At 60.8% G+C, this 24301-nt stretch carries 28 protein-coding genes; 25 read left to right on the top strand and 3 right to left on the bottom strand.

The window, feature by feature from the left end; translation table 11 throughout:
• The first annotated feature begins 126 nt into the window (after positions 1–126).
• The 5 genes from B5E84_RS13790 to B5E84_RS13770 all read left to right on the top strand — a co-directional run bounded on the left by B5E84_RS13790 (position 127) and on the right by B5E84_RS13770 (position 2644).
• Positions 127–444 (top strand): PadR family transcriptional regulator, encoded by a 318-nt coding sequence (locus B5E84_RS13790; protein WP_087223723.1) that lies wholly within the window; start codon positions 127–129, stop codon positions 442–444.
• Entirely contained in the window at positions 444–1193 is a 750-nt protein-coding gene (locus B5E84_RS13785; RefSeq protein ID WP_087223721.1) for a DUF1700 domain-containing protein, read from the top strand. The genes B5E84_RS13790 and B5E84_RS13785 overlap by 1 nt, the downstream gene beginning before the upstream one ends.
• Positions 1190–2065: a DUF4097 family beta strand repeat-containing protein gene (locus tag B5E84_RS13780; RefSeq protein ID WP_087223719.1), complete on the top strand. Its 876-nt coding sequence runs from the start codon at positions 1190–1192 to the stop codon at positions 2063–2065. The genes B5E84_RS13785 and B5E84_RS13780 overlap by 4 nt, the downstream gene beginning before the upstream one ends.
• Before the next feature lie 13 nt (positions 2066–2078).
• A complete protein-coding gene (locus B5E84_RS13775) occupies positions 2079–2264 on the top strand; it encodes a PspC domain-containing protein (protein ID WP_087223717.1) in 186 nt (61 codons plus the stop codon).
• Positions 2265–2425: 161 nt separating this feature from the next.
• Positions 2426–2644: an alpha/beta-type small acid-soluble spore protein gene (locus B5E84_RS13770; protein ID WP_087223715.1), complete on the top strand. Its 219-nt coding sequence runs from the start codon at positions 2426–2428 to the stop codon at positions 2642–2644.
• Positions 2645–2760: 116 nt separating this feature from the next.
• Here B5E84_RS13770 and B5E84_RS13765 read toward each other — a convergent pair whose 3' ends face one another.
• The 3 genes from B5E84_RS13765 to B5E84_RS13755 all read right to left on the bottom strand — a co-directional run bounded on the left by B5E84_RS13765 (position 2761) and on the right by B5E84_RS13755 (position 4510).
• Positions 2761–3174, bottom strand: coding sequence for a PIN domain-containing protein (locus tag B5E84_RS13765; RefSeq protein ID WP_087223713.1), 414 nt, complete (start codon positions 3172–3174; stop codon positions 2761–2763).
• Positions 3158–3385 carry a type II toxin-antitoxin system Phd/YefM family antitoxin gene (locus B5E84_RS13760; protein ID WP_087223711.1) on the bottom strand — a complete coding sequence of 76 codons (228 nt, stop codon included), beginning with the start codon at positions 3383–3385 and terminating at the stop codon, positions 3158–3160. The genes B5E84_RS13765 and B5E84_RS13760 overlap by 17 nt, the downstream gene beginning before the upstream one ends.
• A gap of 522 nt (positions 3386–3907) precedes the next feature.
• The gene (locus B5E84_RS13755; RefSeq protein WP_143469238.1) at positions 3908–4510 is read right to left on the bottom strand and encodes a hypothetical protein; all 603 of its coding nucleotides are present in this window, start codon (positions 4508–4510) and stop codon (positions 3908–3910) included.
• A 292-nt stretch (positions 4511–4802) separates the two neighbouring features.
• On the opposite strand from B5E84_RS13755, the gene cbiD reads away from it, so the two are divergent.
• The 20 genes from cbiD (at position 4803) to B5E84_RS13655 (ending at position 23994) form a co-directional block, all read left to right on the top strand.
• Positions 4803–5996 carry a cobalt-precorrin-5B (C(1))-methyltransferase CbiD gene (gene cbiD / locus B5E84_RS13750; RefSeq protein ID WP_242963379.1) on the top strand — a complete coding sequence of 398 codons (1194 nt, stop codon included), beginning with the start codon at positions 4803–4805 and terminating at the stop codon, positions 5994–5996.
• Positions 5993–7102, top strand: coding sequence for a cobalt-precorrin 5A hydrolase (locus tag B5E84_RS13745; RefSeq protein ID WP_087223706.1), 1110 nt, complete (start codon positions 5993–5995; stop codon positions 7100–7102). Before cbiD ends, B5E84_RS13745 begins: the two co-directional genes overlap by 4 nt.
• On the top strand, positions 7099–8721 hold the full coding sequence (cobK, locus tag B5E84_RS13740) for a precorrin-6A reductase (RefSeq protein WP_162612866.1): 1623 nt from the start codon (positions 7099–7101) through the stop codon (positions 8719–8721). The genes B5E84_RS13745 and cobK overlap by 4 nt, the downstream gene beginning before the upstream one ends.
• On the top strand, positions 8718–9296 hold the full coding sequence (gene cbiT / locus B5E84_RS13735) for a precorrin-6Y C5,15-methyltransferase (decarboxylating) subunit CbiT (protein ID WP_242963378.1): 579 nt from the start codon (positions 8718–8720) through the stop codon (positions 9294–9296). The genes cobK and cbiT overlap by 4 nt, the downstream gene beginning before the upstream one ends.
• A complete protein-coding gene (locus B5E84_RS13730; RefSeq protein WP_087223702.1) occupies positions 9278–10876 on the top strand; it encodes a cobyrinic acid a,c-diamide synthase CobB in 1599 nt (532 codons plus the stop codon). Before cbiT ends, B5E84_RS13730 begins: the two co-directional genes overlap by 19 nt.
• Positions 10873–11931: a nicotinate-nucleotide--dimethylbenzimidazole phosphoribosyltransferase gene (cobT, locus tag B5E84_RS13725; RefSeq protein ID WP_087223700.1), complete on the top strand. Its 1059-nt coding sequence runs from the start codon at positions 10873–10875 to the stop codon at positions 11929–11931. Before B5E84_RS13730 ends, cobT begins: the two co-directional genes overlap by 4 nt.
• Complete coding sequence (locus tag B5E84_RS13720; protein ID WP_087223698.1) at positions 11924–12547, top strand: bifunctional adenosylcobinamide kinase/adenosylcobinamide-phosphate guanylyltransferase; 624 nt, start codon at positions 11924–11926, stop codon at positions 12545–12547. The genes cobT and B5E84_RS13720 overlap by 8 nt, the downstream gene beginning before the upstream one ends.
• Positions 12544–13326 (top strand): adenosylcobinamide-GDP ribazoletransferase, encoded by a 783-nt coding sequence (locus tag B5E84_RS13715; RefSeq protein WP_087223696.1) that lies wholly within the window; start codon positions 12544–12546, stop codon positions 13324–13326. Before B5E84_RS13720 ends, B5E84_RS13715 begins: the two co-directional genes overlap by 4 nt.
• On the top strand, positions 13323–13760 hold the full coding sequence (locus B5E84_RS13710) for a bifunctional adenosylcobinamide kinase/adenosylcobinamide-phosphate guanylyltransferase (protein ID WP_087223694.1): 438 nt from the start codon (positions 13323–13325) through the stop codon (positions 13758–13760). The genes B5E84_RS13715 and B5E84_RS13710 overlap by 4 nt, the downstream gene beginning before the upstream one ends.
• A 149-nt stretch (positions 13761–13909) precedes the next feature.
• Positions 13910–14872 carry an adenosylcobinamide-phosphate synthase CbiB gene (cbiB, locus tag B5E84_RS13705; protein WP_087223692.1) on the top strand — a complete coding sequence of 321 codons (963 nt, stop codon included), beginning with the start codon at positions 13910–13912 and terminating at the stop codon, positions 14870–14872.
• Between the two features lie 49 nt (positions 14873–14921).
• Positions 14922–15977, top strand: coding sequence for a pyridoxal phosphate-dependent aminotransferase (locus B5E84_RS13700; RefSeq protein WP_087223690.1), 1056 nt, complete (start codon positions 14922–14924; stop codon positions 15975–15977).
• Positions 15978–16131: 154 nt separating this feature from the next.
• On the top strand, positions 16132–17214 hold the full coding sequence (locus tag B5E84_RS13695; protein WP_087223688.1) for an XdhC family protein: 1083 nt from the start codon (positions 16132–16134) through the stop codon (positions 17212–17214).
• Between the two features lie 5 nt (positions 17215–17219).
• Positions 17220–17738, top strand: coding sequence for a winged helix-turn-helix domain-containing protein (locus tag B5E84_RS13690; RefSeq protein ID WP_087223686.1), 519 nt, complete (start codon positions 17220–17222; stop codon positions 17736–17738).
• Between the two features lie 12 nt (positions 17739–17750).
• Positions 17751–18815 carry a molybdopterin-binding protein gene (locus tag B5E84_RS13685; RefSeq protein ID WP_087223684.1) on the top strand — a complete coding sequence of 355 codons (1065 nt, stop codon included), beginning with the start codon at positions 17751–17753 and terminating at the stop codon, positions 18813–18815.
• A gap of 1 nt (position 18816) precedes the next feature.
• Positions 18817–19371 (top strand): cyclic pyranopterin monophosphate synthase MoaC, encoded by a 555-nt coding sequence (gene moaC, locus B5E84_RS13680; RefSeq protein ID WP_087223682.1) that lies wholly within the window; start codon positions 18817–18819, stop codon positions 19369–19371.
• Positions 19364–20329: a GTP 3',8-cyclase MoaA gene (gene moaA / locus B5E84_RS13675; protein WP_087223680.1), complete on the top strand. Its 966-nt coding sequence runs from the start codon at positions 19364–19366 to the stop codon at positions 20327–20329. Before moaC ends, moaA begins: the two co-directional genes overlap by 8 nt.
• Positions 20330–20333: 4 nt before the next feature.
• Positions 20334–21266 carry an MOSC domain-containing protein gene (locus tag B5E84_RS13670; RefSeq protein WP_087223678.1) on the top strand — a complete coding sequence of 311 codons (933 nt, stop codon included), beginning with the start codon at positions 20334–20336 and terminating at the stop codon, positions 21264–21266.
• A gap of 35 nt (positions 21267–21301) precedes the next feature.
• On the top strand, positions 21302–22270 hold the full coding sequence (gene modA / locus B5E84_RS13665; protein ID WP_330374264.1) for a molybdate ABC transporter substrate-binding protein: 969 nt from the start codon (positions 21302–21304) through the stop codon (positions 22268–22270).
• A gap of 9 nt (positions 22271–22279) precedes the next feature.
• Positions 22280–22954 (top strand): molybdate ABC transporter permease subunit, encoded by a 675-nt coding sequence (modB, locus tag B5E84_RS13660; RefSeq protein ID WP_087223676.1) that lies wholly within the window; start codon positions 22280–22282, stop codon positions 22952–22954.
• Positions 22951–23994: a sulfate/molybdate ABC transporter ATP-binding protein gene (locus tag B5E84_RS13655; RefSeq protein ID WP_087223674.1), complete on the top strand. Its 1044-nt coding sequence runs from the start codon at positions 22951–22953 to the stop codon at positions 23992–23994. The genes modB and B5E84_RS13655 overlap by 4 nt, the downstream gene beginning before the upstream one ends.
• The last annotated feature ends 307 nt before the right edge of the window (positions 23995–24301 follow it).

The following is a 24301-nucleotide window of genomic DNA, read 5'->3' as shown; positions in this document are numbered from 1 at the left end:
GGGATCATAAACATGATATAATATAGTTGACAGATACAATATTATATGATATATAATATACAACAGCAAACAATATGAGTTTTAATCTAATATTGTATCAAGATAAAAAAACAGGAGGTGCAGCGTATGGTATTCAACACAGGAGCTGCCCTGCTGGACGCCATCGTGCTGGCGGTGGTGTCCAGAGAGCGGGAGGGGACTTATGGGTATAAGATCACACAGGATGTGCGGGAGGCCATTGACATTTCCGAGTCCACCCTGTACCCGGTCCTTCGCAGGCTTCAGAAGGAGGAATGCCTGGAGGTCTACGATATGGCCATAGACGGAAGGAACCGCCGGTATTACAAAATCACGGAAAAGGGACGGGTGCAGCTAAACCTGTACCAGGGAGAATGGATGGTCTACTCAAAGAAAATTACGGGGATATTGGAGGTGGCGGTCTGATGAGCAGAGAGACGTTTATGAAAGAGCTGGAATACCTTCTCCAGGACATCGGGGAGGAGGAGCGAGCGGACGCCCTGGCTTATTACCGGGATTACCTGGACGAGGCCGGCCCGGAACGGGAGGAGCAGGCCCTGGCGGAGTTTGGCAGCCCGGAGCGGGTGGCCGCCATGATCCGGGCCAGCATTGACGGAAATATGGAGGAAGGCGGAGAATTTACGGAGACGGGGTACGGCGACGAGCGGTTTAAGGATCCCGGCTACCAGGTGCAGAAACGCTACGACGTGCCGGATATTTCCCCGGAGCCGGAGAAGGCAGGCGGGGAAACGGCGGGCCGGAAAGGCGAAACACCGCGGAAACCGGAGAGCGGCACCAGCCGGACGCTGAAACTGGTACTCTGGGCCATCCTTCTCATTGTGGCCCTCCCGGTGATATTCGGGGTGGGCGGCAGCGTGCTGAGCGCCGTCATGGGCGTGGTGATCGTCATTTTTGTGATCTTTTTCTGCATCGCCCTGGGCGCGGTGGCCTGTTTGCTGGGCGGAATCGCCGCCGTGGTGGGCGGCGGGATCTACCTGTTTGCCGACGCGCTGAACGGGGCTTTGGCCATCGGGTTCGGCCTGATTCTTTTTGGCGGCGGTCTGCTGCTTTTGGTGCTGTCTGTGTGGTTTTACGGAAAGCTGGTACCTCTGGTATTCCGGAAACTGCTTGACGGATGCAACCGGCTGCTGCACAGCGGAAGGAGGAGACTATGAAGAAGTTCGCCATTGTGACCAGCATCGTGGGAATTGTGTGCATTGTGGCGGGGGTAATCGTGGTGACGGTGGCCTCCGTATCCGGGGCCAGCGTGTGGAATGTAGTGGAAAACGGCCCCTCGTACGCGTACAATTCCAGCTGGGTAGAATTAGAGGACAGCGCTGGAAACATCGAGGACATCAGCGAGTATTCCTATGAGGGCATCACGGAGCTGGAGCTGGACGTGGGCAATATGGCCCTGGCAGTCCGGGAGCGGGATGGGGACGACGGCTCCATCCTGGTGCGCCTGCTGGATCCGAACAACACCGTGTTCTGTGAGACGGACGATGCCGGCACAAAGCTGACCATCTGGTCCGATCCGGATATGGCCAGGGTGTCTTTAAAGGACGGGGCCAGACGGTTTTTAAAGGACGGCAAGGATACGGCTCAGGTGGAGCTTTTGGTGCCCGCCGGCTACCGGTTTCAGTCGGTGGATATGGATCTGGGAGCGGGATACCTGACGGCGGATGTGCTGCGGGCGGAGGACGTGGAGCTGACGGTAGGAGCCGGGGCCGCGGAAATCAAAACCGTGGATGCCGGAACGCTGGAGACGGACGTGGGCGTGGGCTATCTGAAGATAGACCGGGCTGCGGCCGCCCGGTCCCTGTCCGCGGACTGCGGCGTGGGCAGCACGGAAATCACCCTGGAAGGCCGGAAGGAAGATTTTGACAGTGTGGTGGAATGCGCTATGGGCACCATTGTACTGGATGGAGACAAACACGAGGGCGCGTTTTCCAGTGAGAACGGCGGTTTTGGATTTCCCCAGGGCGGCAGCAAGGAATTGAAACTGGACTGCGGCATCGGGATGATTAAGATTGATTTTGTGGAGTAAAGGAGGAACGGTCATGGAAAAACGGTTATATCGTTCAGATGAAAATAAGGTGCTGTGCGGAGTGTGCGGCGGTTTGGGAGAATATTTTAACATTGATCCTACGATTGTAAGGCTTTTGTGGGCCATTCTGGTATTCAGCGGCCCGGGGATCTTCGCCTACATTGTGGCGGCCATCATTATGCCGCGGCGCAGATACTAAAGGGCAGGGGCCGGTTCGGGATTTCCGGCCCGCGGCGGGGCCGGCCGGCGGACTTTTCCGGCTGGCATTCCCGCATTTTTCCGGCATTTCCCCGGAAGTGAATAGGGGGGTAAAACGGGGGTATACTCTTAATGGAAAAACAGAAAGGAGGAACCCCTATTATGTCGGATAAAAAGAAAAAGAAGGAAAAGGAGCCCTTTGACCCCAGGAATTTAAAGCCGGAGGAGATGTTAAAATTTGAGATCGCCACGGAGCTGGGCCTGGGAGATAAGGTGATCGCCGGCGGCTGGAGAAGCCTGACAGCGAAAGAGAGCGGCCGCATCGGCGGCCTGATCACCAAGAGGAAAAAGGAAATGAAACGGGAGGCCATGGAATCCTGACCTCCGCGGAGAGAACATAGGATAGGGGAGCTGCCGGGATGGGTACGGCGGCTCTTTTTCTGTCGTGGGAAACAGCGTTCCCTAGGGCGGAAACGCCTCTGACGGGAGTGTGCCGGTCATGAAAACTGTTGCAGAAACTCAGTGGGAGTGAGTAAAAGAATGCCAAATTCTTCAAAATCTTTTTTGTTGCGGGTAATGATGGATTCACAGTGGATGGATTTGGCGCAGGTGGCTACAAGACAGTCCTCAAAGTCCTTTGCCCTTCGTTGGAAGGCAGTGAGCACATCGTCATTGGTAACGCTGCACACTTTCACAATTTCCAGCAGTTTTCCGACTGCTTTATAGGCAAGGTCGATGCTGTGAGTATGTTTCCTGACTAGATAGAAAATGTCGGTTACGGAGGAGGCTGAAACAAATCCGTCAACCCTGTGTTCTTCGCATAAACGCAAGAGTTTGCAGGAATCTTCCACAAACGGTTCCCGTTCCAGCAGGACATCCAGGATCACATTGGTATCACACATGATTTTCATATTTGGAAATTCGCTCCTCTCGTAAAGAATCAAGATCAACGTCGGAGGGAATGTCTTTCAGCATCCCGCGGAGGGAATCCACGGCAGAAATCTGTGGATTGACAATCTTTGCGATGGTTTTGCCGTTGCGCGTAATAAAAATATCCTCTTTGGCAACCATGTCGAGGTATTTGCCGAAATTTGTTTTAAATTCGGTAGCAGTAATAATCATGGCGGATGCCTCCTTTCATTTGCTGTTACCTTTATTATATGTGATTTCAAAGATGAAATCAATGAAATCGTGCGAAATATAATATTAATAAAGATGAAATCGAACGATTTAGAGGAAAATAATGCCTGGGTCGTTAAAAGAGATTCTGATATTTTATACTTTTATAAGACAATCCATAAAAACTATGAAATATAAAAAGTGTGCGCTTGGCGCACACTCGCGTCGAAGCGCGGCTGCGTCAGCAGCCACATTCCTTTGCGCGGAGTGTGCCTCCTTGCGGAGCAATCCGGTATCAAAGGGGTCAAAATACCTTTTGACCCCAACATCTTAACAGGAAACGCAGTTTCTTGTTAAATAAAAAAGTTTTTACGGATAAACAGTAAAAACTATGGAATAAATGGAAGTTTTTGGCTATACAGAGAAAAAAGGGCGGCGGACGCCGCGGCAGCCCGCAGAGGGGCAGGAGCTGTTTCCGCACATACGGCGGCAGCGGCGTCCGCCCGTCCCGCCGCCGTGCGCATTTTACGCAAAGGGAATAAATGGAATCCGCTCATAAACGTATTTTTCTATCACGGCATCGGCCTGTTCCGCGCTGATGATTTCCGCGTTTTCCGTGTCCGGTTCGGACTCTGTCGTATAGTAATAAACACAGCTGCCATCGTCCCCTTCATATTTCCACGTGACAGATTCCATGAGAGAAAGGCGGTCTCCCTGGAATGTAAAATAAGAATAGCTGCCGTCAAAGGCGCTGCTTGCCCCCTCATTGGCGATCATTCCGTTTTCACAGAGGAAATACCGGTTTCGTTCCCAACCGTCCAATACATGAACCAGTTCCCCGTCAGAAATCGTGTATACGTCGTAGATGATGCTGTCATACCAGGAACCAGATTCATCCGCGTTCCCGCCGAAAATCAGCTCGTCCGTTCCATTTCCGTCCATATCTCTGATCAGATACCCCAATGTGCCATAATCCCAGTCTTTTTTCATGTAGATCACACTGCTGAAATCATAGCCCTCCGGTTTTTCCCCATTATTTTTCACGGCGCATTCTCCCGCGGCGGCGATCAATTTTTCATAGTAGTCATATGGCTCCGATGGCGCCTTCGCCGGTTCTGTTTCGCTCATTTGCGCTGCTGTAGGGACGGATTCCTGTGTTTGACACCCGGAAAGGCAGAGGGCCATGCTGAAAATGGTTCCAATAGAAAAAATCCTGCGGTTCATAACGACCTCCCGAAATTCCAATCTGCTTGTTTCTGTATGGCTGTATTTTATCATATCAGTCCCTAAAAATCCATGGGTTGGAAAACGGTTGGCCATGCAGAGGCATAGTTCCGCCCCGGAAACAACCGATTGCAAGAACGCCCAAAATCACCTATAATGGGAGGCAGTGAAAAAATGCCGGAAGGAGGAAATGTCCATGAAAGAGCTGCGGAGCGGCTACACCACGGGAACCTGCGCAGCTGCCGCGGCCAGGGCGGCGGCCTGGATGCTCGGCGGGGGAGAGGTGTTAAAGACCTCCCAGGTGCGCACCAGGAAGGGGACGGTGGCCTGCCTGGCGGTGGAGTATCTGGGGGAGACGGAGGAGGGGATCCGCTTTGGGGTGAAAAAGGACGCCGGGGACGACCCGGACGTGACCCACGGAACCATGATCTGCGCCGCGGTAAAGCCGGTGAACGGGCCGGCAGCTCCCCAGTGGTACGTTTCCGGGGAACATCCCGGCATTTACATAGACGGCGGCCTGGGAGTGGGACGGGTGACAAAACCCGGCCTTTCCTGTTCCGTGGGAAAGGCGGCCATCAACCCGGTCCCCAGGGAAATGATCTGGGAGGCGGTGGAGGAAGCCCGCTCCATGTGGAACATTTCCGAGGATCTTCTGGTGACGGTGGAAATCCCGGAGGGCCGGGAGCTGGCGGAAAAAACCTTTAATCCCAAGCTCGGCATTGTGGGGGGCCTGTCGGTCCTCGGCACCACCGGCATCGTGGAGCCTATGAGCGAGGCGGCCCTGGTGGCCACCATCCGCCTGGAAATCCACATGAAGGCGGTGGAGGGACGTTCCTACCTGGTGATCACCCCCGGCAACTACGGGGAAACGTATCTGCGGGAGCACCTGGGCATTTCCCTGGAGCACGGGGTCAAATGCAGCAATTTCATCCGGGAAACCATGGACTGCCTGGCAAAAGAGGGATTCCGGCGGGGCCTGTTCGTGGGCCACGTGGGAAAGCTCATCAAGGCGGCCGGGGGCGTGGAAAACACCCATTCCCGCTACGGCGACCGGCGGATGGAGATCCTGTGGCAGTGCACGGCGGCCGCGGCGCCCCAGGCAGCCGGGGACAAGGGCCTTCGGGAAACCATCCTGGGTGCCAACACCACGGAGGAGGCCATGGAGGAGCTGGAAAAACGGGGACTGCGCCGCCAGGCGGGCTCCTATGCCGCCAGGCGGCTGCGGCAGCAGATCCTGGATTGGACGGACGGGCGGCTGGATATGGACATTGTGATGTTTTCTAACGGCCTGGGAGTGTTCGGCCAGGTCTGGAAGGAGAAGGCCGCGGACCGGGAAACATTTTTGCGGGAGCGGCTGGAGAAACAGGAGGATGGGAGGTGTAGGCCGTGAACATCGCTGTGGTCAGCTTTACAGAGCGGGGAAACCGCCTGGGCCTGCGGGCGGCGTCGGTGCTGCGGGAGCAGGGGCATTGCTGCGAGAGCTACGCGCAGGAAAAATTTTGCCGGGAAATGCCGGGAAACCGCCTGCTTGCGGAGCCGGTGATGGAGTGGTGCGGGAAACGGTTCCGGGACTGTGACGCCATCCTGTTTGTGGGGGCCTGCGGCATCGCCGTGCGGGCGGTGGCCCCCTGGGCGGCAGACAAGTTCCAGGATCCGGCGGTGCTGGTGCTGGACGAGGGCGGAACCTTTGTGATCCCTCTCCTGTCCGGCCACGTGGGCGGCGCCAACCGGCTGGCCAGGACGCTGGCAAAGGAGCTGGGGGCTACGGCGGTGATCACCACCGCCACAGACGTAAACGGCAAATTCGCCGTGGACGAGCTGGCGGCCCGCAACCGCTGCGCCATCAGCAGCCGGGAGCTGGCAAAAGAAATTTCCGCCGCGGTGCTGGCAGGGAAACCGGTGACGGTTTTCAGCGATTTTCCCGTGGACGGAGCGGTGCCGGCGGAGGTGCGGCTGGAGGAGAGCCGGCGGGAAAGGGAAGATGGCCGCGGAGGAGAGGAAAACCAGGCCGCCTTCTCTGCCCCTCAGGCGCACATCACATTTTCCAACCGGGAGGAGCCGGGAGTGCTGCGGCTGATCCCCAAGGCGGCGGTGCTGGGAATGGGGTGCCGCAGAGGAATTTCCCTGGAGGCCCTGAGAGAGGCGGCTCTGGCGGCTTTGGAGGCTGTCAGTCTGGACCGGCGCGCCCTTCGCGCCATCGCCAGCGTGGACCGGAAAGGGGACGAGGAGGGGCTGATCCGGCTGGCAGAGGAATGGAAACTTCCCTTTGTCACCTTTTCCCCGGAACAGCTAAACGGGCTGCCCGGCCCCTTTTCCGCCTCGGAGTTTGTGAAAAAAATCACGGATGTGGACTGCGTCTGCGAGCGGGCGGCCATGGCGGAAACGCTGAAACGGGGCGCCTTTGGAGGTTTTCTGCTCCGCAAGCGGGCGGGAAACGGGGTGACTGCCGCCATAGCCGTGGAGGAGGTTCGGATCGAGATGGGAGGAGACAGGTGAAGAAATTGGTCATCATATTCGGAGGAACCAGCGAGGGAAGGAAACTGGCGGAATTCTGCGCCCGCTGCCGGATCCGGGCGGCGGTGAGCGTGGCCACGGAGTACGGGGCGAGCCTGCTGCCGGACAGTCCCTGGCTGGAGATTCACACCGGGGCTATGGGCCGGGAGGAAATGGAAACCTGGATCGGGGAACGGAATCCGGCCCTGGTGCTGGACGCCACCCACCCTTACGCCGCCGTGGTGACGGAGCATATCCGGCAGGCCTGCGAAACCCTGGGCCTGCCCCGGATCCGCGTGCTGCGGGACAGTACCGGTGGAAACGAACATCTGCCGGGGACGGTAAAAACCGTGGGAACGGTGAGAGAGGCGGTTTCCCTGCTGGCCCATCTTCCCGGCAACATCCTGGCAGTCACCGGCAGCAAGGAGCTGGGGGAGTTTACGGCTCTGGCGGATTTTAAGGAGCGGGTGTTTGCCCGGGTGCTGCCGTCCTCCTCTGTGCTGGCGGCCTGCGAGGCCTTGGGATTTCCGGGGAGCCATATTTTCGCCATGCAGGGCCCCTTTTCCGTGGAGATGAACGCCGCCATGATCCGCCGGGCCGGGGCCGCCTGGCTGGTGACGAAGGAGGCGGGAAACGCCGGAGGCTTTGAGGAAAAGCTGGAGGCGGCCGCGGCAGCGGGCGCCGGAGTGATCGTTGTGGGACGGCCAAAACAGGAGGAGGGCGTCAGCCTGGAGGAGGCAGAGGCAGCTCTGGAGCCGTTCGCGGAGTTGAAAGGGTGGGAAATGGATTCGGAAGGAGCGGAAAGGCTGCCGGAGCCGTCTGCGGATTTAAAAGGATGGGAAAGGGATTTGGAGCTGTCTGGGGATCAGGGAAAAGGGGAAAATGCCTCAAAAGGGCTTTCCTCCCAGGATGGCCCGGAACGCTGTCAGGCCAGAATGTCCGGGGAGAAACCTGCAAACCTTCCCCGCCGCGTCCTGATCCTGGCGGGAGCCGGGATGGGGACGGCGGAAACCATGACCCAGGAGGCCATAAAGGCCGTCAGGGAGTGCCAGGTGGTGTTTGGAGCCCCCCGCATGGTGAAACTGGCGGAGGAGCTCAGGGCGGCAAACTCCCCCCGCTATCCCAGCGTGGCGGAATACCTGCCGGATCCGGTGTTTTCCTGGCTGAGAGCCCACCCGGACTGTGAGAGCGCCGTGGTGCTGATGTCCGGGGACACGGGATTTTACAGCGGCGCCGCCGGGTTTGCGGGACGCTTGGAAACGGAAGGCTGGAGCCTTCGGATTCTGCCGGGGATTTCCTCCCTCTCCGCCATGGCCGCGGCCCTGGGGAAAAGCTGGGAGGACGCTGTCATCGCCAGCCGCCACGGCCGGGAACAGGACGTGCGGGCCCTGGCGGAGCGCCACACCAAAGTGTTTGTGCTCACCGGCGGCGCCTGCCGGGCGGAAACGGTGTGCGGGGAGTTAGCGGGACTGCCGGTGTCCGTGTCCGTGGGAGAGAACCTGGGAAGTCCGGAAGAACGGATTGTCACCGGCCGGCCGGAGGAATTGGCCGGGGAGCGGTTCGCGTCCCTGGCGGTGATGTGGATTGAGGCCGATGACAGCCGGAAGGAGGAGAGACGTTGAGAGACGAGTGGTTTATCCGGGGCAGAGTCCCCATGACAAAGAGCGAGGTGCGGGCCATTTCCCTGTCCCGGCTGGAGCTAAAACCGGGGGCAGTGCTGTACGACGTGGGCGCGGGGACGGGTTCCGTCTCCATCGAGGCGGCCCTCTCCATTCCCGGCTGCCAGGTGTTCGCCGTGGAGAGAAAACCGGAGGCGGCGGAGCTGATTTCCCGGAACCGGGAGAAATTTCACGCTGGAAACGTCACCGTGGTGGAGGGAACGGCGCCTGAGGCCTTCGCTAGCCTGCCCATCCCCACCCACGCCTTTTTAGGGGGGACGGCCGGGCGGATGGGAGAGATCCTGGACCGGCTGCTTGAGAAAAATCCCGCCCTGCGGGTGGTGATCAACGTGATCGCCTTAGAAAGCCTGGCGGAGATCACCGCATGGCTGAACCGTCGTTCCATCCAGGCGGAAATCTCGTCGGTGCAGACCGCCAGAGGGCGGCTGGCGGCGGGATACCACCTGATGGAGGGCCAGAACCCGGTATACATTCTGTCATTTGGAGGGGAGGAGAGCCCATGGGCGGAAGAATCCTGATCGGCGCGCCGGGAAGCGGCAGCGGAAAAACCCTGTTTACCTGCGGGCTGTTGGCCCTGCTGCGGAAACGGGGGATCTCCTGCCGTTCCTATAAATGCGGCCCGGACTACATTGACCCCATGTTCCATAAGTCCGTGCTGGGCGTACAAAGCGGAAACCTGGACTCCTATTTTTCCACGCCGGAGCAGATCCGGGCCCGGGTGGCGGAGGAGACGGCCGGGGTGGAGATGACGGTGATCGAGGGGGTGATGGGGTATTACGACGGCCTGGGGGGAGATAAGACCCAGGCCAGCGCCTACCACATCGCCGCCATCACGGAAACCCCCGCCATCCTGGTGGTAAACGGAAAAGGAGCCGGCCTTTCCCTGGCGGCCCTGGTGCAAGGGTTTGCCCAGTTTCGGAAGGACAGCCGCATCGCGGCGGTAGTGGCCAACCGCACCAGCCCTATGATGGCGGAACGGCTGCGGGGGCCCCTGGAGGAGCTGGGGGTGGCCTTTTTAGGCTGCCTGCCGGAGTTAAAGGATCTTCAGCTGGAAAGCCGCCACCTGGGCCTGGTGATGCCGGAGGAGGTGGAACGGCTGGAGGGAGGCCTCTATCGGCTGGCGGAGGAGATGGAGCGCCATCTGGACGTGGAGCGGCTGCTGGAATTGGCGGAAGGCTGCGGGGAGATCGGGGGGCGGAGAAGTCCTGGGATGGGCGGAACGGCCGCCGCCGGTGAGACGCTTGCCGCGGGCGGAATGGTTGCCGCCGGTGAAACGATTGCCGTGGACGGAACGGCCGTTGCGGGAGAAACGGCGGCTGCTGGTGAAATGACAGCCATGGGAGAAACGGCTGCCACAGGCGGAACGCTTGCCGCTGGTAAAAAAATGTCCGCTGCAAGCGTACATTTCACCTCCCAGCCCTGCACATCCTCCATCGAGCTGCATCCCAGCCCTTCACCCACTCCCGTCCCCATCGCCGTCGCCCGCGACCGCGCCTTCTGTTTCTACTACGAAGAAAACCTTCGCCTGTTAGAACAGTACGGGGCCAGACTGGTGGAATTCAGCCCATTAAAGGACGAGGCCCTGCCGGAGGGCGTCTGCGGCCTGCTTTTGGGGGGCGGCTATCCGGAGCTTTACGGGGCGGAGCTGGAGGGGAACCGCTCCATGCGGGAGAATATCCGAATGTCCGCCATGGACGGACTCCCCGTGTTGGCGGAGTGCGGCGGGTTCCTGTATCTGAAGGAGGGACTGGAGGGAACGGACGGCCGTTTCCACGCCATGGCCGGATTTTTAAAAGGAAACAGCAAAAACGCAGGCCGTCTCACCCGGTTTGGCTATCTGGAGTTAAGGGGCCTGCCGGAGGGGCCGGTGCGGGGCCATGAGTTCCACTACTGGGACTGCACGGAAAACGGCAGCCTCTGCCTGGCGGTCAAGCCCGCCGGGGGAAGACAGTGGCCCTGCATGGAGAAAAAGAACAATGTCCTCGCCGGGTTCCCCCATTTATACTATCCGTCCAATCCGCGGATTCCGGAAACCTTTGTGGAAACCTGCCGGAAATACAGGGCGGAGCGTGAGGCCAGAAAGGAAGGTCAGAAATGATAGAAATCAGACAGCCGGACAGGGCGGCCATGGAGGCGGCGGCCGCCCGCTGGAACCGGATCGCGAAGCCCCTCCACAGCCTGGGCGTCCTGGAGGAGGACATGATACGGATCGCCGGAATGACCGGCAGCCCGGACATCGACCTGGGAAAAAAGGCGGTGGTGATCATGTGCGCCGACAACGGCGTGGTGGAGGAAGGCATCAGCCAGACGGGCCAGGAAGTGACCGCGGCGGTGACCAGAAATTTCACCACCGGAAATTCCTGTGTCTGCATCATGGCAGAGCGGGCGGGGGCGGAGGTGATTCCCGTGGACGTGGGAGTGGCAGAGCGCCTGGAGGGCTGCGGCCATGTGTATCCCCTGCGCTCCTGCCGGATCATGGACGGAACCAGGAATTTCGCCAGGGAGGAGGCCATGACGGAGGCGGAGGCCAGAGCCGCCATCCAGGTGGGCATCGACCAGGTGCGCCGCTTAAAGGAGCGGGATGTGCGCATCATTGCCACCGGGGAGATGGGCATTGGAAACACCACCACCAGCAGCGCTGTGGCCTCTGTGCTGCTGGGAAAGGAGCCGTCCGCCGTCACCGGGCGGGGAGCCGGTCTGAGCGATGAAGGGCTGAAACGGAAGGTGCAGGTGATCGAGAAAGCCATTGCCAGGCACCGGCCGGACTGGCAGGACCCGGTGGACGTGTTAAAAAAGGTGGGCGGTTTGGACATCGCCGGGCTGGCGGGCGTGTTTTTAGGCGGAGCCGCCTTCGGGATTCCGGTGGTGGTGGACGGGTTTATTTCCGCCGTGGCCGCCCTGGCAGCGGAGCGGATGCGGCCCGGCTGCACGGCCTTTATGCTGGCCTCCCACGTTTCGGCGGAGCCGGCGGGAGAGATGCTTTTGGAGGCCTTAGGGCTAAAGCCGGTGATCCGCGCCGGGATGTGCCTGGGGGAGGGGACGGGAGCTGTGGCCGCCCTGCCCCTGTTTCAGATGGCCGCGGACGTGTACGGGCGGATGAGCACCTTTGAGGAAAATGAGATTGAGGAATACCAGGAGTTTTCCCATGCTTAGGCTGGTGACCGGCGGCAGCGGCAGCGGAAAATCCCGGTACGCGGAGGATCTGATCCTCTCCTTCGGCCCCCGGAAACGGTACTACATCGCCACCATGATGCCCTGGGACGGGGAATGCCGCCGCCGCATTGAGCGCCACCGCCGGATGCGGGCGGAAAAAGGCTTTGAGACGGTGGAACAGTATCTGGATCTGGAAACCCTTTCCCTGGAGCCGGGGGCGGCGGTGCTGTTGGAATGCCTGTCCAACCTGGCGGCCAACGAGTATTTCCGGGAAACCCGGCCGGATTCCTCCTCTGATGCCGGTTTGTCCTGGAAATCCCAGGTGGAAACCCGCCTGGCGAAGGGGATCTTCCGCCTGGAAACCCAGGCCGCGGAGCTGGTGGTGGTCACCAATGAGATTTTCTCTGATGGCGCGGCCTACGACGGGGAGACCATGAATTATATGGAAGTCCTGGGACGGACAAACGCCAGGCTGGCGGCCCGGGCGGGCCAGGTGACAGAGGTGGTGTACGGCATTCCCATCCATCACCGGCTCCCGGAAACGGGGGCGCCCCTGCTGTCTGGCGGTGGAAAAACCGCTGGAAATCCCATGAAAAAGGAGGAACGAGCCCTATGAAAAACTGGCTTTGCAGCCTGGCCGTGGCCTTTTCCATGTACTCCAAAATCCCCATGCCCCGGGTGGAGTGGACGAAGGAACGGATGGAGTACGCCATGTGCTTTTTTCCCATGATCGGGCTGGTGATGGGGGCGGCATACTGGCTGTTTGGGACGGCCTGCGGGGCGTTGGGGCTGGGAGAGACGGTGTTTTACGCGGGCGCCGGGACGCTGATTCCTCTGGCGGTCACCGGGGGAATCCATATGGACGGCTACCTGGACACCTGCGACGCCCTCTGTTCCTACGGCTCCAGGGAGAAACGGCTGGAAATTTTAAAGGATCCCCACACCGGCGCCTTTGCGGTCATCCGCTGCGGGATGTATCTGCTGGGATTCGCGGCGGTGTTCAGCCTGCTGCCGCCGGAGCGGCTGGGAATGGCGGCGGGGATCTTTACCTTGAGCCGCGCCCTGTCCGGGTTTGCGGTGGTGTCCTTCCCCAAGGCGAAACGGGACGGCCTGGTGGCCACCTTTTCAGAAAACGCCGCCAAGAGGGAAGTTCAGGTCTGCTCCGTGGTCTGGGGGCTTTTGGCCCTGTGGATCATTTTCCGGGCGGCGGGGGCAGAAGTGTGCCTGGCCTGCGGGCTGGCCGCGGGGGCGGCGTTTTGGAGATACCGCGCCGTGGCTTTTCGGGAATTTGGCGGCATCACCGGCGATCTGGCCGGGTATTTTTTGCAGCGGGCGGAGCTGTGGCAGCTGGCCGTCGCCGCGGCTGTGATGACAGCGGGGAGGTGGCTGGGATGATTTTTGTGGTAGGCGGAGCTTATCAGGGGAAGGAAACCTTTGCCAGGAAACTGGCGGGGGAACGGTTCGGGGAAACGCCCTTTGGGGTGGTGGACTGCGGGCAGGAAAGGATAGGTTTTTCTAGGATGGAAGAACCTCCTGCCGGTTCGCCGGTTTCCTGCGGTGTCCTTTTAAACTTTCATGAATTCGTCTGCGGGTATCTGAAAACCCACCCAGGGGCCGCGGAGGAGGAGATCTGCCGGCAGGCGGCCCTGGCGGCGGAGCAAAACCCCCAGGCGGTGATCACCATGGACGAAGTGGGCTGCGGAGTGGTTCCCATGAGCCGGGAAGAACGGCAGTACCGGGACGCCGCCGGACAGGCCGGTCAGGAGCTGGCCGGGCGGGCGGAACAGGTGTGGCGGGTGATCGCCGGGATTGCGGTGCGGATCAAGTGAGGTTGGAGAATTTCGGTGGGTAGAAGGGGAGATGCCCTGGAAACCCGGCGGACAAGCGAAAAAGGTTATGGAATCCCCCAGCTAACCGCCGGGACGTTCCATCAACCAGAATACAAAACGGTAAATACAAACATTAGGAGAGACAAGCATTGAGACTGATCACAGGAGTGTTGTTAGACCGGCTGTTGGGGGATCCCCACGGCTGGTATCATCCCATCCGGACCATCGGATTCTTCATATCCGGCTGCGAGAAGGTTCTCCGCCGGTGCCTTCCCAGGACGAAGGGAGGGGAGTTTTCCGGGGGCGTGCTGCTCTGCGGGGCGGTGCTGGCGTTTTCCGGGGGCGTGCCGTTTCTGCTGCTGCGCCTGGCGGGGACCGTCCATCCCGCCCTGGAGTGGGCGCTGGGGAGCGTGATGTGCTATCAGCTCCTGGCCGCCAGATCCCTGCGGGACGAGAGCATGAAGGTGCATGACGCCCTGGAGCGGGGAGACGTGGAGGGAGCGCGGTACGCCGTTTCCATGATCGTGGGAAGGGATACGAAACCTCTGACAAAGGAGGGAATCATAAAGGCGGCGGTGGAAACCGTGGCGGAGAACGCCTCCGACGGAGTGATCGCCCCTCTGCTCTACATGGCCATTGGCGGCCCGGTGGCCGGTTTCCTGTACAAAGGGATCAACACCATGGATTCCATGGTGGGCTACCGGAATGACCGCTACGAGTATTTCGGAAAAGCGGCGGCCAGGCTGGACGACGCGGTCAATTTCCTTCCCTCCCGCCTGTCTGCCCTTCTCATGCTGGGGGCGGCGGCGGTTTCCGGGATGGACTGGCGCCGGGGGTTAGCTATCTTCCGGCGGGACCGGAGAAACCACAAAAGTCCTAATTCCGCCCAGACGGAGGCGGCCTGCGCCGGGATCTTAGGGGTGCAGCTGGCGGGAGACGCCTGGTACTTCGGAAAGCTGGTGAAAAAGCCATATATCGGCGACCCTGTCCGCCCTGTGGAGACAGAAGACATCCGGCGGGCCAACAAGCTGATGTACGGGACGGAGTGGCTGGCCCTGGCTCTAGCGGTGGCGGCGCGGCTGGCGGTAAAGGGAGTGACGGGAGGAATATGACGGAGGAAACGAACCCCGTCCAGCCTTTCACGGATAAGGAGGAACGCACATGACAGAATATCAGCACGGCGGAGACATTTACAGCCAGGAGATCCTCCTGGATTACTCCGCCAACATCAACCCCTTAGGAATGCCGGAATCGGTGAAGGAGGCCGTCCGGCAGGCGGTGGATCACGCCGCCGTCTATCCGGACAGCTGCTGCCGTCGCCTGCGGGCGGCCCTGGGAGAATTTCACCAGGTGGAGCCGGAGCGGATCATCTGCGGAAACGGGGCCGCCGACCTGATTTTTCAGCTGGCATACGCCCTGAAACCGAAACGTGCCCTTCTGCCGGCCCCCACTTTTTCGGAGTACGGCCAGGCCCTGGCTGCCGCCGGGACGGAAATTCACCTCTGCTGTCTGCGTGAGACGGACAATTTCCGCTTTGACCTGGAGCTGTGGAAGGAGAGGGCAGAGGAGGTGCGCCCGGAGCTGGCCTTTTTCTGCAACCCCAACAACCCCACGGGGCTGGCGGTGAAAAAAGAGGTTTTGGAGGAAATGGCCGCATTCTGTCTGGAGCAGGGGATCTTTCTGGCGGTGGACGAGTGTTTCTGTGAGTTTTTGGACGATCCGGAGGGCCATTCCATCCTGGGAGAGCTGGGGCGGTTTCCCAACGTGTTTGTGCTGAAGGCATTTACAAAGATCTATGCCATGGCCGGGCTGCGCCTGGGATACGGGATCTGCGGAGATCCGGGCCTGGTGGATCGCCTGGAAAATGTCCGCCAGCCGTGGACAGTCTCCGCCCTGGCCCAGGAGGCGGGGCTGGCGGCCCTGAAGGAGACGGACTATGTGGAGCGGACGCGGGAACTGGTGCGGGCCCAGCGGCAGGTGTTAAAAGACGGGCTGGCCCGCCTGGGGCTTGCAGTCTGGGATTCCCAGGCCAACTACCTGTTTTTCCGGGGGCCGGAGGGCCTGAAGGAGAGGCTGGCCGCCAGAAAGGTGCTGATCCGCTCCTGCGCCAATTACCCCGGCCTGGACGGCCGCTACTACCGGATCTGCGTGGGGACGGAGGAGAACAACCGACGGTTCCTCAGAGAGCTGGAGGCCGCACTGGAGGGGAAGGGCTGACCGGCGGTTCCGTATGATAGATGACCGCCGGTTCTGCCTAATAATAGGAAACGGGAGACGTTTAGGGCTTGTGAACCGGCGAAAAATGTAGTATAGTATCTCGAAGATTGAAACAACCAGATTGGAACAGCAGGGAGTCAGGAGGGATGACGGAGTGAAACAGGACGTATTTGAGCGGATCCGGGAAACGGTGGCTGCCGGCCGGGAGGCGGAACTGGTATTTGACGCCGCCGGAGCGGAAGGCTGGGAGGGACTGGCGCCCAGCGCCGCCGGAACGGGCCGGGAAAATGGCCAGTGTTCCATCCCGGCCGGGATGGAGAGCCAGGAAAAGCCAGTATCCAGCTGTCCCCGCCTGCATCCTGACGCCGGCGAACGGCCGGATCAAAATGCCCCAATTCCCGCCTGGACCCGCCGCTGGACCCCTGGTGAGCGGCTCATCCTGCTGGGGGGCGGCCACATTGCCCAGCCCCTGTGCCGGATGGGGGCCATGGTGGATTTCGCGGTGACGGTGGTGGATGACCGTCCGTCCTTTGCGGACAAATCCAGATTTCCGGAGGCCAAAGAGACGGTGTGCGACGGCTTTGAGCAGGCCATTGACCGCCTTTCCATTACCTCCAGGGACTACGTCTGCGTGATCACCAGGGGCCACCGCTACGACAAAGAGTGCTTAAGGCGGATCCTGAAAGGGGAGATGCCCCGCTACTTAGGGATGATCGGTTCCCGCAGGCGAGTGGCCGGAGTGATGGAGCTTTTGGAGGAGGAAGGCGTGGAGCGCTCCCTCCTGGAGCGGATCTGCGCTCCCATCGGCCTTTCCATCGGCGCTCAGACGGTGGCGGAGATCGCCGTTTCCATCGTGGCCCAGCTGGTGGAGTATCGCCGGAAAAAGGGAGACCGGCTGGAGGAGAGAGAATGTCTTTCCCAGACGGACATTAACAGAGAGCTTTTAGACGCCTTGGCCACGGGAGGGGGGACGAGGGTCCTGGCTCTGGTGGTGGAGACGAAGGGATCTACCCCGGTGAAGGCCGGAGCCATGATGGCGGTAAACGCCCTGGGCCAGATCCAGGGAACCATCGGCGGCGGCTGCGGCGAGCACGAGATCATCGGCGCGGCCCGGAAGATGGCAGGGACGCCGGGAAAGAAACTGCTCACCGTGGACATGACCAACGACGCCGCGGCGGAGGAAGGCATGGTGTGCGGCGGGCAGATGACCGTGCTGCTGGAGAGTTTGGAGGTGTGACCGGCATGGAGAGAGAAAAGGAGACGGGAACCGCATTTTTCCAGGCACCCGTTCCGTTTTTAAAAAACGAACGCCCGCAAGAGAAAGAATGTCCGCGAAAGAAGGAATATCCGCAGAAAACCGGTCACCCGCAAAAACAGAGAAAACAGAAGGAAAAAGGGGAAGAACCCGCTCCCCATTTCCTTCCCTCCCAAACCCGCCCCTGGATCCAGCTGCGTCTGGAAGCAAGCCGCACCTTTTTCGGGCCGGGGCCCTGTGAGCTGCTGGAGTGGGTGGAAAAAACCGGCTCCATCCAGGAGGCCTGCGCCCGCATGGGCCTGTCCTACAGTAAGGGCAGCCGCCTGATCCGGGATATGGAGCGGGAGTTAGGCTGGCCGGTGACGGTGCGCCACACCGGAGGGACGGGAGGCGGCGGAACCGTTCTCACCGACGGGGGAAAACGGCTGGTGAACCGCTACCGCCGTCTTCAGGCGGAGGCGGACCGGGCTGTGGAGGAGCTTTACCGAAAATACTTTGGAGAATGAGAGGGGCAGACCATGAAACTGATCAATACCGTAGACGCGGAGGGCACCGTCCTCTGCCATGACATTACACAGATTATCCGGGGCGTGACGAAGGACGCCGTGTTCCGCAAAGGCCACATTGTGACGAAGGAGGACATCCCGGTGCTCCTTAGCGTAGGCAAGGACCAGCTCTACGTGTGGGAGAAGGAGGAGGGAATGCTCCACGAAAACGAGGCGGCAGAGATCCTCTGCGCCATGTGCCAGGGCGAGCATATGGAGCGCTCCGGCGTAAAGGAAGGAAAAATTGAGTTGCGGGCGGCCTGCGACGGCCTGTTGAAGGTAAACAACCAGGCGTTAAAGGCGGTAAACGGCTTTGGCCGCATGATGATCGCCTCCCGCCACGGCAATTTCCCGGTGAAGGCGGGGGACAAGCTGGCGGGAACCAGGATCATCCCCCTGGTGATTGAGGAGGAGCAGATGGAACAGGCCAGGGCGAAGGCCATGGAACTCACCGGCGGACGGCCCATTCTGGAGCTGAAACCCTTCCAACACAAAAAAGTGGGGATCGTCACCACGGGAAACGAAGTGTACTACGGCCGGATCCAGGACACCTTTACCCCGGTGATCGTGGACAAGCTGGCGGAGTTCGGGGCGGAGGTCATGGGGCACGTCACCTGGAACGACGACGACAAAAAAGTGACGGCCGCCATCCTGGAGCTTATCGAACAGGGGGCGGAGATCGTCCTCTGCACCGGCGGAATGAGCGTGGATCCCGACGACAAGACGCCTCTGGCCATCAAAAACACGGGGGCGCAGATCGTTTCCTACGGCGCGCCGGTGCTGCCGGGGGCCATGTTTCTGCTGGCGTACTATGAGACGGAAGGAAATGGGGAAACGACGTCCCGGACCGTCCCCATCATGGGCCTTCCCGGCTGCGTGATGTACGCGAAACGCACCATTTTCGACCTGATCCTCCCGCGGATCATGGCGGATGACGAGGTGACGGGAGAGGAGCTGGCGGCGCTGGGGCAGGGCGGCCTCTGTCTGGACTGCGAGACCTGCACCTTCCCCAACTGCGGCTTTGGAAAGGGGATGTGACATGGAGCTGACACATTTTGACGAACAGGGAAACGCCCGCATGGTGGACGTGGGAGAGAAGGCGGACACAGAGCGGAAGGCGACGGCCGCGGGCAGCATTTTCATGAGCCGGGAATGCCTGGAAATGGTGAAGGCCGGGACGATGAAAAAGGGCGACGTGCTGGGGGTGGCGCGGGTGGCCGGGATCATGGGGGCAAAACGGTGCTCCGAGCTGATTCCCCTTTGCCACCTCATTGGCCTCACCGGCCTTTCCGTGGACTTTCAGATCATAGAGGAAAACCTGGAAATCCGGGCGTCCTGCACCGCGAAGACCAGGGGAAAGACGGGGGTGGAAATGGAGGCCCTCACCGGCGTCACCACCGCCCTTCTCACGGTGTACGATATGTGCAAGGCGGTGGATAAGTCCATGGAGTTAGGTTCCATTTACCTAGAGGAGAAATCCGGTGGAAAGAGCGGCCATTTCCGCCATGAGAAGGCTGAAAAAGGAGGGGGGACATCCGTCGTCCCGGACATTTCCTCTGACGGTTCCGGCCCGTCAGGAGGGCCCCATGCGTGACCAGTACGGCCGGGACATCCACTACCTGCGCATCTCCGTCACCGACCGCTGCAACCTGCGGTGCGCCTACTGTATGCCGGAGGGGATCAAACAGCTGCCCCACGGGGAGATCCTGCGGTATGAGGAAATCCTTCGGATCTGCCGCCAGGCGGTAAAGCTGGGGATTTGCCACTTTAAGGTCACAGGGGGCGAGCCTCTGGTGCGCCGGGGGATCCTGGATTTTCTGCGGGAGCTGAAAGCCATGGACGGTGCGGAGACGGTGACCCTCACCACCAACGGCCTGCTCCTCTCGGAGGCGGCCGGGGAGCTGGCTGCCATGAACATCGACGGCGTCAATATCAGCCTGGACACGGCGGGCCGGGAGGACTACGCGGCCATCACTGGCCGGGACGCCTTTGAAACGGTGGATCGGGCCATCCGGGAGGTGGTCCGCCTGGGCATCCCCACGAAATGCAACTGCGTGCTGCTCTCCGGCGGGGAAAACCGGATTCTTCCCGTGGTGGAGTACGCCAGACGGCTGCCGGTGGACGTGCGTTTCATCGAGCTCATGCCCATCGGCGCCGGGGCGGGCGGCGGCGGGTTATCCGCTGCGGCCGCCAGGGAAATCCTGGGAAAGGAATACCCCGATCTGGCCCCGGCGGAAGAAAAACGGGGCTTTGGCCCGGCCCGCTACGAGGCCAGCGCCAGGTTAAAGGGGCGCATCGGCTGGATCGACGCCGTGAGCCACAGCTTTTGCCAGGGCTGCAACCGGGTGAGGCTGACCAGCACGGGCCTTTTAAAGCCCTGTCTCTGCTACGGGGACGGGACGGATGTGAAAAGCCTGCTGCGGGGCGGATGCGGCGACGAAGAACTGAAAACGGCCCTGGCCCAGGCCATTTACGGGAAACCCCGCGCCCACTGCTTTGACGGCGGCGGGCCAGTCACAGAGAGCCATACCATGGCGGAAATCGGAGGTTGAGCAAATGGGAGAAATCAAAGCGATCTGCATATCGGAACGGAGAGGGACGGCCAAGCATCCTGTGGAGACGGCCAGGCTGTTAGAGGGGTACGGGATCGAGGGGGACGCCCACGGCGGAAACTGGCACCGTCAGGTGAGCCTTCTGGGATTGGAGAAAATTGAGGATTTCCGAAAACGGGGGGCCGAGGTGGAGTTTGGCGCCTTCGGGGAAAATATTGTGGCGGAGGGGATAGATTTTAGGCGTCTGCCGGTGGGAAGCTGGATCGGGATAGGGGAGGCGGTGCTGGAGCTGACCCAGATCGGAAAGGAGTGCCACACCCACTGCGCCATCTACCACTCCGTGGGGGACTGCATCATGCCCAGGGAGGGCGTGTTTGCCAGGGTATTAAAGGGCGGGATCATCCGCGTCGGCGACCGGGTGGAGGTGCTGGAGCGGGAGACGCCCTTTCCCTGGCAGGCGGCGGTGATCACCTTGTCAGACAAGGGGGCGGCGGGAGAGCGAAAGGACGAGAGCGGCCCCGCCATCGCCGCCAGGCTGCGGGAAAACGGCTATGAGGTGGTGGAAACCATCCTGCTGGCGGACGACCGGGAACGGCTGGAAAAAACCCTGATCCGTCTGGCGGACCAGCGGCAGCTGGATCTGATTCTCACCACCGGTGGGACGGGTTTTTCCCTCAGGGACATCACGCCGGAGGCCACCCTGGCGGTGGCACACCGCCAGGCGCCGGGAATCGCCGAGGCCATCCGGGCGGCCAGCATGAACATCACCCCCAGGGCCATGCTGGGGCGGGGGGTATCGGTGATCCGGGGAAAGACCCTGATCATCAACTTGCCCGGCAGTCCCAAGGCCTGTCAGGAGTCCATGGATGTGTTTCTGGATACCATCCCCCACGCCATGGGGCTTTTGCGGGGCAGGGTGCAGGACTGCGCCCGCTGACGGGGGGAAAGAGGAGCATTCAAAGGAGGAAATGAATGATGAAAAAGAGAGCAGCGGCAGTGTTGGCGATGGCATTGGCGGCGGGCAGCCTGAGTCTGGCGGCCTGCGGAGGAGGAAACGGCGGGCCGGAGGCGGAGAAGACCGCTGCGGCGGAGAGCCGGGAGGCTGGGAAATCTTCCGCTGCGGCGGAAAGCCAGAAGACAGACCCTTCCGCCGGAGAGGCGGCTGACGCCCAGGAGGAGACAAACCAGGCGGCGGAAGGAGAGGAGACGGAGCTGATCGTGTTCGCGGCGGCCTCCATGACGGAGACCTTAAACGAGATCGCCGGCCTCTACAAGGAGGTGGCCCCCAACGTGACTCTCACCTTCAACTTTGATTCCTCCGGCACCTTAAAAACCCAGATCGAGGAGGGGGCGGACTGCGACCTGTTTATCTCCGCCGGTCAGAAACAGATGGATCAGCTGGACATCCAGGCGGATGCCGGCGTGAACACTGACGGCTTGGATTTCGTGGACGGGACCACCAGGCTGGACCTTCTGGAAAACCGGGTCACCCTCTGCGTGCCGGAGGGGAATCCGGCGGGCATCGAGAGCTTTGACGGACTGGCCCAGGCTCTCACCGGTGAGGACATTCTCATGGCTATGGGAAACAGCGACGTTCCCGTAGGTCAGTACACCCAGAACATCCTGGCCTACTACGGCCTGGGCGAGGAGGAGCTGGCAAAGGCCGGGAAGATCACCTACGGCACCAACGTAAAAGAGGTGACCACCCAGATCACCGAGGCCAGCGTGGACTGCGGCGTGGTGTACTGCACAGACGCCTTCAGCGCGGGCCTGTCCCCGGTGGACTACGCCACGGCGGAAATGTGCGGCCAGGTCATCTATCCGGCGGCGGTGCTCAAGGTCAGCAGCCACCCGGAGGAGGCGAAGGCATTTTTAGACTATCTGAGCCAGGAGGAGGCCATGGCTGTCTTTGAAAACGTGGGCTTTTCTCCGGTGGAATAAGGAGGAATCATGGATCTTTACCCTCTTTGGAACTCCCTGCGGATCGCGGCGGTGAGCAGTGTGGCGGTGTTTTTTACGGGAATTTTTGCCGCCTACTATGCCGCCAGGCTGCCGCGGGCGGTGAAGGGGCTGCTGGATGTGGTGCTGACGCTGCCCATGGTGCTGCCGCCCACGGTGTGCGGGTATGTTCTGCTGCTGATCTTTGGGGCCAGGCGGCCTTTGGGGATGGTTCTGGCCCAGTACGGGATCCGGTTTACCATGACCTGGTACGGTGGGATCCTGGCGGCGGCCGTGGTTTCCTTTCCCCTGATGTACCGGACGGCCAGAGGGGCCTTTGAGAGCTTTGACGAGACCCTGGCTTACTCCGGCCAGACCCTGGGCCTTTCCAACACCTATATTTTCTGGCGCATCCGGATGCCGGCCTGCCGCCAGGGGATTCTGGCGGGAACGGTGCTGGCCTTTGCCAGGGCCCTGGGAGAGTACGGGGCCACCAGTATGCTCATCGGCTACACGCCGGGGCGGACGGCCACCATTTCCACCACCGTCTACCAGCTCTGGCGCACCAACGACGAGGGCGGGGCCTTCATCTGGGTGATGATCAACCTGGCCATTTCCGCGGTGGTGCTTTTGACCGTCAATATGCTGGAGTCGAAGGAGCGGGCGGCGGGAAGGAGGCGGCTATGAGCCTGTCAGTGGACATAAAAAAAGAGTTTGGCGGGTTCCGCCTGGAGACCGCCTTTGAGACGGACGGGGACATCCTGGGGATTTTGGGGGCGTCGGGCTGCGGAAAGAGCATGACCCTGCGCTGCATCGCCGGGATTGTCCGGCCGGACGAGGGGCGGATCGTGTTAAACGGCGTCCCCCTCTTTGACAGTGCCGCCGGTATCAACCTTCCGCCCCAGGAGCGGCGGGTGGGCTACCTGTTTCAAAATTACGGCCTGTTTCCCAATATGACTGTGGAGCAGAACATCCTCTGCGGCCTGCACCGGGAAAAGGACAAACGCCGCAGAAAGAAGGCGGCTGCGGAGATGATCGGGAGGATGAAACTGGAGGGGCTGGAAACACGCCGTCCCGCCCAGCTCTCCGGCGGCCAGCAGCAGCGGGTGGCCCTGGCCAGGATCCTGGCCGGGAGCCCGGAAATCCTCATGCTGGACGAGCCCTTCAGTGCTCTGGACGCCTATCTGCGGGTGCAGATTCAGACGGATATGCAGGAGTGGCTGCGGGAGTTTGGAAAGGATGTGCTGCTGGTGAGCCACAACCGGGACGAGATCTACCGCCTGTGCGGCAGCCTGGCGGTGATGGATCGCGGCAGGATCCTGGGAAAAGGGCCGGTGAAACAGATGTTTCGCAGCCCCGGCAGCCGCCAGGGAGCGGTGCTCACCGGCTGCAAGAACATTGTGGAGGCGAGAAAGGCGGGGGAACACCTGGCGGAGGTGCCGGCCTGGGGGCTGTGTCTGGAGACGGAGGAACCCTTAAGGGACGATCTTTGCGCCATCGGCATCCGCGCCCACTATTTTTCCCCAGAGGAGGAGAGGAACAGCGGGGCGGTGGTGCTGGAGGGGGAGATGGAGGAACCCTTCGAGTGGATTTTAAAGTTTCGCTACGAAACTGCCGCCCCGGATTCCCGGCCGGTGTGGTGGCGGATCCCCAAGGAGCGGCGGCCCCAGCATTTCCCAAAACGCCTGGGAATCGCCCCGGAGCAGGTGATGCCGCTGTACCGGTGACGGCGGGGCGGCTTGCCACCTCATCAACAAATGGTTGGACGGCGATAAATAGTCGGTAACCAGCCTGTAGATGCTCAACTGCATAAAGAGAGAAGAACACCCCAGAGTCGCGACCTCTGGGGTGTTCGATTTTGTTGCATCATTTGGATGCTACTATCTTTTCTTGCCTATCGGCATTATAACATATTATGCAGAGCTGTTTTACAAGATACCTGGAAAATTTTCCAGCATGGGAACGGGACATGACGTTCTCGTACATTTCTTCCAGAACGAGAGACAGAAACGAGACAGGGATGAGAGAGAAACG

Origin of the sequence: Lachnoclostridium sp. An14, from assembly GCF_002160755.1 — a bacterium.
Classification (GTDB): domain Bacteria; phylum Bacillota; class Clostridia; order Lachnospirales; family Lachnospiraceae; genus Lachnoclostridium_A.
This window is presented reverse-complemented; position numbering and strand designations above follow the sequence as displayed.

What these genes read in the sequence shown, in the direction of transcription:
- B5E84_RS13790 (WP_087223723.1), top strand. Translation starts at nt 127, where the DNA reads ATGGTATTCAACACAGGAGCTGCCCTGCTGGACGCCATCGTGCTGGCG.
- B5E84_RS13785 (WP_087223721.1), top strand. Translation starts at nt 444, where the DNA reads ATGAGCAGAGAGACGTTTATGAAAGAGCTGGAATACCTTCTCCAGGAC.
- B5E84_RS13780 (WP_087223719.1), top strand. Translation starts at nt 1,190, where the DNA reads ATGAAGAAGTTCGCCATTGTGACCAGCATCGTGGGAATTGTGTGCATT.
- B5E84_RS13775 (WP_087223717.1), top strand. Translation starts at nt 2,079, where the DNA reads ATGGAAAAACGGTTATATCGTTCAGATGAAAATAAGGTGCTGTGCGGA.
- B5E84_RS13770 (WP_087223715.1), top strand. Translation starts at nt 2,426, where the DNA reads ATGTCGGATAAAAAGAAAAAGAAGGAAAAGGAGCCCTTTGACCCCAGG.
- B5E84_RS13765 (WP_087223713.1), bottom strand. Translation starts at nt 3,174, where the DNA reads ATGAAAATCATGTGTGATACCAATGTGATCCTGGATGTCCTGCTGGAA.
- B5E84_RS13760 (WP_087223711.1), bottom strand. Translation starts at nt 3,385, where the DNA reads ATGATTATTACTGCTACCGAATTTAAAACAAATTTCGGCAAATACCTC.
- B5E84_RS13755 (WP_143469238.1), bottom strand. Translation starts at nt 4,510, where the DNA reads ATGAGCGAAACAGAACCGGCGAAGGCGCCATCGGAGCCATATGACTAC.
- cbiD (WP_242963379.1), top strand. Translation starts at nt 4,803, where the DNA reads ATGAAAGAGCTGCGGAGCGGCTACACCACGGGAACCTGCGCAGCTGCC.
- B5E84_RS13730 (WP_087223702.1), top strand. Translation starts at nt 9,278, where the DNA reads ATGGGCGGAAGAATCCTGATCGGCGCGCCGGGAAGCGGCAGCGGAAAA.
- cobT (WP_087223700.1), top strand. Translation starts at nt 10,873, where the DNA reads ATGATAGAAATCAGACAGCCGGACAGGGCGGCCATGGAGGCGGCGGCC.
- B5E84_RS13720 (WP_087223698.1), top strand. Translation starts at nt 11,924, where the DNA reads ATGCTTAGGCTGGTGACCGGCGGCAGCGGCAGCGGAAAATCCCGGTAC.
- B5E84_RS13715 (WP_087223696.1), top strand. Translation starts at nt 12,544, where the DNA reads ATGAAAAACTGGCTTTGCAGCCTGGCCGTGGCCTTTTCCATGTACTCC.
- B5E84_RS13710 (WP_087223694.1), top strand. Translation starts at nt 13,323, where the DNA reads ATGATTTTTGTGGTAGGCGGAGCTTATCAGGGGAAGGAAACCTTTGCC.
- B5E84_RS13700 (WP_087223690.1), top strand. Translation starts at nt 14,922, where the DNA reads ATGACAGAATATCAGCACGGCGGAGACATTTACAGCCAGGAGATCCTC.
- B5E84_RS13690 (WP_087223686.1), top strand. Translation starts at nt 17,220, where the DNA reads ATGGAGAGAGAAAAGGAGACGGGAACCGCATTTTTCCAGGCACCCGTT.
- B5E84_RS13685 (WP_087223684.1), top strand. Translation starts at nt 17,751, where the DNA reads ATGAAACTGATCAATACCGTAGACGCGGAGGGCACCGTCCTCTGCCAT.
- moaC (WP_087223682.1), top strand. Translation starts at nt 18,817, where the DNA reads ATGGAGCTGACACATTTTGACGAACAGGGAAACGCCCGCATGGTGGAC.
- moaA (WP_087223680.1), top strand. Translation starts at nt 19,364, where the DNA reads ATGCGTGACCAGTACGGCCGGGACATCCACTACCTGCGCATCTCCGTC.
- B5E84_RS13670 (WP_087223678.1), top strand. Translation starts at nt 20,334, where the DNA reads ATGGGAGAAATCAAAGCGATCTGCATATCGGAACGGAGAGGGACGGCC.
- modA (WP_330374264.1), top strand. Translation starts at nt 21,302, where the DNA reads ATGATGAAAAAGAGAGCAGCGGCAGTGTTGGCGATGGCATTGGCGGCG.
- modB (WP_087223676.1), top strand. Translation starts at nt 22,280, where the DNA reads ATGGATCTTTACCCTCTTTGGAACTCCCTGCGGATCGCGGCGGTGAGC.
- B5E84_RS13655 (WP_087223674.1), top strand. Translation starts at nt 22,951, where the DNA reads ATGAGCCTGTCAGTGGACATAAAAAAAGAGTTTGGCGGGTTCCGCCTG.